The organism is Epilithonimonas sp., from assembly GCF_032054305.1.
Taxonomy (GTDB): Bacteria; Bacteroidota; Bacteroidia; order Flavobacteriales; family Weeksellaceae; genus Epilithonimonas.
On record NZ_DAMBSX010000012.1, the window covers coordinates 1 to 8,487 of the forward strand.

The 8,487-nt window shown below is 35.4% G+C and carries 6 protein-coding genes; all 6 read right to left on the bottom strand.

The window, feature by feature from the left end:
* Positions 1 to 106: 106 nt before the first annotated feature.
* The 6 genes from RTX21_RS17950 to RTX21_RS17975 all read right to left on the bottom strand — a co-directional run bounded on the left by RTX21_RS17950 (position 107) and on the right by RTX21_RS17975 (position 8,333).
* Positions 107 to 733 (bottom strand): hypothetical protein, encoded by a 627-nt coding sequence (locus tag RTX21_RS17950; protein WP_312769911.1) that lies wholly within the window; start codon positions 731 to 733, stop codon positions 107 to 109.
* A complete protein-coding gene (locus RTX21_RS17955; RefSeq protein ID WP_312769913.1) occupies positions 706 to 1,083 on the bottom strand; it encodes a hypothetical protein in 378 nt (125 codons plus the stop codon). The genes RTX21_RS17950 and RTX21_RS17955 overlap by 28 nt, the downstream gene beginning before the upstream one ends.
* A 198-nt stretch (positions 1,084 to 1,281) precedes the next feature.
* Positions 1,282 to 1,491, bottom strand: coding sequence for a hypothetical protein (locus RTX21_RS17960; protein WP_312769916.1), 210 nt, complete (start codon positions 1,489 to 1,491; stop codon positions 1,282 to 1,284).
* Positions 1,492 to 1,643: 152 nt separating this feature from the next.
* Positions 1,644 to 1,838, bottom strand: coding sequence for a hypothetical protein (locus RTX21_RS17965; protein ID WP_312769919.1), 195 nt, complete (start codon positions 1,836 to 1,838; stop codon positions 1,644 to 1,646).
* Between the two features lie 2 nt (positions 1,839 to 1,840).
* On the bottom strand, positions 1,841 to 5,458 hold the full coding sequence (locus RTX21_RS17970) for a DUF6443 domain-containing protein (RefSeq protein ID WP_312769922.1): 3,618 nt from the start codon (positions 5,456 to 5,458) through the stop codon (positions 1,841 to 1,843).
* Between the two features lie 40 nt (positions 5,459 to 5,498).
* The gene (locus RTX21_RS17975; RefSeq protein ID WP_312769924.1) at positions 5,499 to 8,333 is read right to left on the bottom strand and encodes a hypothetical protein; all 2,835 of its coding nucleotides are present in this window, start codon (positions 8,331 to 8,333) and stop codon (positions 5,499 to 5,501) included.
* Positions 8,334 to 8,487: the final 154 nt, after the last annotated feature.

Genomic DNA, 8,487 nt, shown 5'->3' on the forward strand with positions numbered 1-8,487 from the left:
ACTCTTAAAGTTAAAGAGTATAAGAATCGTGTCCTAACAAAGTTAGCAACTCCATCCTTTCGTGTATACTTATTATTATAAGCTACTAATCTCGTATTGTGCGCTATTATTCATTACAATTATAATATGATGACGATATCTTATGATTATCCTTAAATAAATTTACAATTAAAGAACGATTTCTTTCTTCATTTTCGTAATCATAAAATTTTTTCTCTACTTCTATATGCTTTACTTTGCCATCATTATCAATAAATAAAGAAAGTGGAGAATTTATTAAAGAGGAAAATTTTATTTCGAAACTATCATTATTAATTGCATAACATCTATAATTCCAGTAATCGACTCCTACTCCAGTAGCACCTGATGCTTGACCAATTAAAATAACAAACTCCTGGTCTTCTGATTTCATTATATACGATTTTGTCAAAACTGTAAGATCATAAAACTCTGTAATATTATTTAAATTATTTTGTATCAAATTTAAATTTTCCAGTAAAATATTCTTTTCAATATTGTAATATAAAGTTTGATTTTTTGATTTATCATTAGTTGAACCTTTCCTTAAACTATCTAAAATAGTAGCAGAGCAATAGTTAGAATCTGTATTGGCAACAATATAAAGTGATAAATTTTCAGTATTTATAGAAGTCCTCTTATTTTGCTTTTTACAACCTGTGCTTAATGATAATAAAAGTAGAAAAACTATTTTTTTTGCTTTGATATAGACCATTTATTTCCTTGATTTTCAAATTTTGTAAATATTGTTTTCCCGTGTGATGCCGTTGTAATCAACTGATCTCTCCCAGATCTATCATTTTGATTCCATAAATTGTGCCCTGGTTTAGAAAACTTTACACCCCAAGATTTATAATGGCTGTTAGTTTGAATATCAAGCGCATCCCAAAAATAGGCCCCATTAGTTACGTCTCCATCTCTGGTTAATCCAATCGCAATTGCTCTATGTATATTAGATCTCTTATTATCATCCTTAGCACCTTTTTCATCAATATATCTGCCTATATTCATAAACACCATATGGAATTCATCTGACAGTTGATCCATTACAGAATTACCATCCATCGTAGCACGGTTCTCCAAAACATTCAAAATACCTAAGCTTTCACCAAATACTCCTGAACTTTCTGCATATATTGTTTGAACTAGAAAGCCAAATTCACTTCTTGTCTGTAATATCTAGATTTAGCGAAGAGTTTTCAAAAACTGTCAGTATTTTATTACATGCAGCTACATTGGTTTCAGACAAATTCTTCATATTGTCTATCGTTTTTTGTCTGAAGAAATGAACTGATCTTTGCCATTCTCTATATGAGTTATAAGTCCTGACTCAATATCTACGAAATCCGTTTCTAACATACCTGTTGGATCAATAAATAAAATTGGATTGTTGTACCCATAACGATAAGGAGCAAAATCTTGTGCTTTTTCCGCAAGCGGATCCACCACGCCCCATCTTCCAAGATAAGGCACATCCTTGCATCGTATTCATACCTCTCCGTCTCTTGTAATTCTTTGCCATTGCACTTGTAATTATTATAACCCTAATGCTCCTTAGAAATTATTCTGGAACAGAACTAACACCTCCCTATCGGATAAATCTCCCAAAATATTCAAATAAAATCTCATATTCCAAAAAAAGTAATAGACAATCCTATAACTATAATGATAATCATTGTAATAGAACCTATTAAAATATCCTTTTTCTCTTCCTTTTCAAAATTTTTTGCAGATTCTTCATTTTGTTTTTTGTAATTAAATTTAAAAACAAAAATCAATCTCATAAAACTTCCTATTAATCCTAAAAAATTTATATCCATTTCTATTTTTTTTCTTTAGCGGCTTTATCAATTGTTGCCTTCGCTCCTGTTTTTAATGCTGTTTTAAATCCAAAATTTGCAACTGAATTCTCAAATATTTGAGCTTTCATTCCAATAGGAGTTGTCATCGCAGAGACTGCGGGTTTAGTAAATGCGTCATATTGCTCTTCTTCACTCATATAATCATCATTTTTATATGTCTTTTTACGAAAGCCTCCATTTTTAAACCTCCAAATATCAACATCCATATCAACACCGTTTCCTATTTTCCCCTCCTCAATCATTTGTTTGGGAAATTCGTAGAGACCTCCATACAAAATATATCCTAAAACTTGAATACCTTCTATTGGTTTAGATACAATATTATCTGCTAAATAATTCCAAGCTTGTCTAGGCTTAGAATATTCTTTAATAATAGTTACCCCTTCGATACTTTTTTCTCTTCCATTTGCAATAACCTGCCCTCCACCAGCTTCAGAATCATCATAAACATAACCATCAGCCGCATATGTTAAACTTCCTTCTTTCGTATCTTCTCCTACATAAGTACCTTTTATCCCCTGATCATCCATGTCTTGTTGACTTTTAACATTATCGTTAAAAACCAAATCGCCTGCTTCATCATTATACCAATCTTCCAACATTCCAGTTGGGTCTTTGAAAGAAATAGGATTATTATACCCATAGCGATAAGGCGACAAGCCTCGCGCTTTCTCAGCCAAAGGATCCACCACGCCCCATCTTCCAATATCAGGCATATACATCCTAGCTCCATAGTCATACATTCCCGTCTCTTGCAGTTCCTTACCGTTGTACTTGTAATTCTTATAAGTAGCACTTGGGTTATATAACTGCGCAGGACCAAATGAGACGGGATTAATAAAGTTCAAGCCGAAAGGATAGTAATCATTTCTATCTTCACTATATAGAATATCATTCTCATCCCTTGCAAAGTTAAGCCTGGTATTACCCAGATGATCTTTGTACTGGTAAATATACCTAAAAGTACTGAAATCATAAAACCCTTCTGATGTTGCAAAAAAATCAGGTTTAGATTGAACTATCGGTTCGCCAGGTCCACCTGGATCCACAATAACCTTGTCAGCTAGCTCAAAGGACTCTATTTGTCCTGCTGCCGACATCTCTTCAGCTTCCGGGGTCTCTTTCAAAGCAATTACAATATCTGGTGTATAGGGTGTTGTATAAACAAATCCATCCAAATACCAGGTCTGTATGTTCTGTCCGTTCACCTCGAAACTTTTATGGACCTTTACACCGTCAGCTCTATAAGTATAGGTAACGGGTTGGGTATTTTTTACAATCACCTGAGGCAGATTCAAGTAGTTATATAAAATCGGGGTGGAAATTCCTTTATCTGGCATTGTCAGCATATTGCCATTGGCATCGTAGGAAATTGGCTGGGGAATCATCACGGCCGGGTAACCATTATTATTCTGCTTATTGTCATAGATCGTTGATATACGGTTACTTAGGCTTTCATAAGAATAAACTAGATCGTCCACCACATTGGCCGTTAAGCCTGTTCTCGGTCTAGCGTTACGTTCAAGGCCGATGATGTTTCCGTTGACATCGTATGTCACCGCTTCGTTAAAAAAACCTGAATCCGTAGTGGTCGTTTCATTGAAAGTTTTGTACTCTCCCATTTTAAGGCGATTAACGGTATCATATGTATATTCGTAACGACTATGATTGTTTACGCCATATGTCCAGTCCACTTCAGAGATGTTGCCATTATAATTTTTAATTATTGTATTGGCTGGATCATTGTATTTGATCTTGTAAGAAAATAATTTGCCTGTATCCAGCTTACCATCATTTGTAAGATTGATCCCCGTCATCCATCCCCTTATATTATAATTGTATTTGATGGTCTGTAATGGGGGTACAATTTCTGCAAAATTAGCATCAGACCTTGCGCCTACTTTTTTCGTGTCAAGCCTTCCCAATGCATCATAGCTGTTATCTGCCAGAAGTTCCTTGGGGGATTTACCTTCAACCTCGTGATAGTGTTTTGTTAGACGGTTCTGATGGTCGTAGAAAAAGTCTTCTATAATATGAATAGGCTGCTCTCCCGCTTTTTTGTTATGCCAGGTCTCAGAATGTCTCACAGCACCTCCAAAATCGAGCTTCATCTCGACCCTTGTTCTTCCATTGAGATGATTGGTACTAGTTGTCCCAATTACTCTGCCTCTACCATCGTAAAAACTAAAGGTTTTTGTCCATTTATCATCATTAATGTTTTTCACCATCGTAGCCAAGGGGAGAGATTTGGTCGAGCGCCCTGATCCATCATAAGCGGCCAAAAGTATCGGTTCGCCCTGAATGCTGTTGTTTACTGGATAAATAGTTCCCGCTGGATACGTATCATAATAATTTGCAGACAAGATCTTGGTCAGTGTGGTCGGATAAATGTTGTTGGTGTAATAAAGATTGGTTCCACTATTAATAATAATGGTTGAGCTTCTGGATTCGTGGTAAACGGTCGTCGTACTTATGTCTAGTGCATTCTGGATTGTCGTTCTATCATCTGTATTTGCTGTAAAACCGGTATAGACCACCCTGTTAAACTTGTCATACTTGGTAAAAAGCCATCCTCTAGTCCCAAATGTATTGTTATTTGATGTGAGATTACTGTCCTGGGTCATGATCAAACGATCCGCTTTATCATACACCATATACTCCCAGCCTTTACCAGGAAGTTTCTTTTCGACTAAACGATTTTTTCTGTCATAGATATATTGGTAACAAAGATTGGTCACTATTGCATTATTACCATCCCTGGGATTAAGGATGTTTTGAATATTATTATCTCTAAACTCATTAGAAGCCAAAGGTGGAATTACAAATACCAGCTGGTCATGATCATTGTAAACATAATAAGTATCAAGATACTCCATTGTACTTCTCGACGGCCTCACATCTATGCGAACTTTTCGGACTAACAGAACCTGACCTTGTCCATTACTAAATTGATAAGTTGTTTTACCATCTTCGTCAGCTATTCTATTTTTATAAAGTTTTGATGCAGGATAAAAACCATTGACAACCAAATTACTGCTGTACAATGTAGTTCCTGAAGCGGAAGTAATTACAGAAAATTTAAGCACATCAGTGTCATCATTTGCTTCGTAGTTGTAGTTAACTGCATGATCTTGCCATTCAGAACCAGGCTGGATCTGTTTCCTAATTCTATTCAGTGGCGACTGCTCTATGATCTTTTCCGCAAAAGGTACATTATCTCCGTAGAAACTTTGACCGCTGAACTCTGTCAATCCATTATGTATCGCATTGCTTGACGTCGATATAGGAATTGGCAAAACATCAAGTCTCTGCCTTCCAATATTATCATAAATGACAGGCATAACCAGATCTTTGTTAGGATCGCCTCCGCCTCTAATGGAGATCGTCTGTTTTGGTCTCCCTAGACCATCAAAATAAGTAACGACTTCTGATGACTTTACGATTTCTCCTGGTGCTGAAAGATGAGTCTTGGTATAGACATAATTTTCAGAGTCTGTCAACTGGGAATGGTAAATGTTCGAACCCAACACTAAAGCCAATACAGTTACTACGTTTTTAAATTTTATTTTAAATTTCATTGAAATAGTTATTAGTTGAATATTCTATTAGCGATCAACACTAATGTTTGAAATTGTATAGGTGCTCCGTTAATGTTCCGTCGTTCAAATCCTTTATCTTTTCAAGCCTATAGGCGGTGTCATATTTGTAATATTCCCTTATCCCATTGGGAGGCGTAATACTGCGTACTCCTACTAAAGGATCATGGGTATATGTGGTAACTTGGTAATTGGCCATTGTCGGATCTTTCCTGAAATTGTCCAAAGCTAATAATAGTGCTGCTTCATCATTGCCTACAGGCTGTGCCATATCTGTTACCGATGCATTAACTATATTATCTATCAACGTTTGGGGAATATCAGTACCAAGTGAACTGCCTGCTATTGGATAAGTTGCACCTTCGACCATCGCAATTGGGTATTTTTTGTTATAGCCCCAGATAATCGATGTGGGAACACCTGTCTTTGAGGTGAACTGTAAAAGATTTCCCGACGAATCGTATTGGTCATAACTCTGCACTACGGTTGCAAAACCAATGGTAGGGACACTATAAGTGCCATTAAACCCGCCAATGTTGGTCACCTTGTCTTCTGTATATAATAGATCTTGCGATGGTAAAGTTGGAATTGTCAAGTTACTATCAAAGTTGTAAAGGGTCTGTGACCTTTTTAAGAATGTATTATTTTTATATTCAGTTGTTACCAATGGAACTGATAACATGTTCTTACGATACATAGATGAAATAAATCTATATTCTGCCGGAAAAGAAGATGGTTGATCTGGGTTTCCAATCAGTAGATCACTTGCATATTTATATGTTTTTTTTAATACTGAATTATCACCAAAAGTCGTTATTTCCTCACTTAAGTTACTATTATAGTGTGAATTGTAAATATATTCCGTACCTGCCACTTGCAATTCATTGCCATAATCATCATAATTACGAACTGACTTGGATCGCAGATATGAGGCATTAAAAAACTTTTTATAAGCCTGAGCCCATATACCCGACGTGTGATATATCGTTACGTAATTATCATCTGCTTCATTAAAAAATTGATTGTAGCCTTCATTATCATGATAATCATATTGCACTTCTTTTTGAGGAAAGGTCCCAGATTCTTTATAAAATTTTTCATAAAGCAATTTTCCTCTTGTTATACTTTTGTCTATACCATATAGATTTTGGAAATTTCTGTACAAGTTCAATGGCTGTATACCTATACCATCAAAAATATTTGAAAATTTTATAGTATTCAGATAATTTTCCCCATCAAATTCCGATTGGTAGTTGTCTGGGTTGGTATTATAATCAGTAAAATTATATTCCTTATAGCCATTGTTATTCTCAATTTCAAAGACCGTCGAATATCCAACATTATAACTATCCAAACTGTTTTTTTGATGGTTTGAGCTGCTTGTTAAAAGAAGTATTCTCTTGGAAAAGCCATAATCAAATTCGAAATAGTAGTGGTAACGTGGCCAATGCATAAGCGTACCAGAACTAACCGTTCCTTGCTCATTATTTCTAGTGCTTTTATATCGATACTCCTTTTCAGTACTTAATATTCCAGGGGCGGAATAATTCTTGATCTTAAAAATCCTTGCTCCTCCAGCATTACCTGTTTTTGGTTCTAAAAATGGGTAAAAATCATGCGAAGAATTTCTTTCTACTCTTTTACTGTAATCATGAGGTTCATATTCAAACTCTGTCGATCCTTTGGTCGGATATACTATTTTGCTAAGCAAAGTAGCAGAATAGTATATTGAAGATGGGTCTCTAAAGGTATTAATCAGATCATAATCGCCAGTTTGCCCATTGTAACTACTATATGGTGCCAAATATGGATTGGAATCATTTCCATTCCAATAACCCCAGTGGTCTACTCCTTTAGTATAGTACGGTGGCAAATTATATGTACCAGTATATTCAAATGAATATTCTTTATTTGTTTCATTCTCTTTAACTGATTTTAGAAATGGTCTCTGATTATTACCTCCAAAATTATCATATGAAAATGTTGTACTTTTCAGCAATCTTGAGTTACTATAAGTTTCGATGTTATCTATAACCCATTCGTTAAGATATTTCGGCGCAGAATATCTGTGTTTTAGAGAATATCCTATACTTTTATAATTGATCTTGATCTCATTACCATCATACCTAATAGACGTCAATAAAGACTTTTTCAATAGTGTAACAAACTCTTGAGATGAAGCTACAGATTGCCCTGCTGGCACACATTGATAGGGAAATGGACTAGTGCAGGTTGTCCAATTATCTACTCTGGTACCTTGCTGGAAATATGTTTCAATTGAAAAAAGGGGTTCTCGGCTAGGAGTAGTACTCACTTCGGTATAAGGATTGTGACAGAAATTATACGACAAATTTGGGTTGTAATAATCGAATTCGATTGTTTTTCCATTTGCTAAAATGATCTTCGAGATACTGAAAGAATTAATGACGGGAACTCCATTAAAACCTTCTGAAAATAATATATCCTTGGCAGCATAGGAAAGTTCAAATTTTGACATATCTCCACCGAAAAAATATTGATTTCCTTTTCCGTCAGTTATCTTGATAGAAGATGTGAGATCATTACCGCAAAAATTTAATGCACTGAAACGGTTCATTTGTGATACATCTACCTTAACATTCGGATCGTCGCACTCAACAGCGACCTTTCCATTATTGCCCATCATGAACTTACCAGAAATCCCCATAACACTGAAGTTAAAAAGATCCGGTTCACCCTCGTAAGCATTATTAGGAGGTCCGAAAACAAAATTTTGACCAATAGAACTATTAGCTCCTGGAGGATCAATTATACCTGGACCAAATTGTAAGTTGTACGCATTGGAATTTGAATTTGGATTTTCTCTGACACCGACCATAAATCCACTATACCTTTTTGAATAACCATAAAAATCTCCAAATAGCGGCTCCAAATGACCAATATACTCATCGGGAATACCATTTAGTGTCCTCGTAATTCTGGAGTTGCTAACTTTGTTAGGACACGATTCTTATACTCTTTAACTTTAAGAG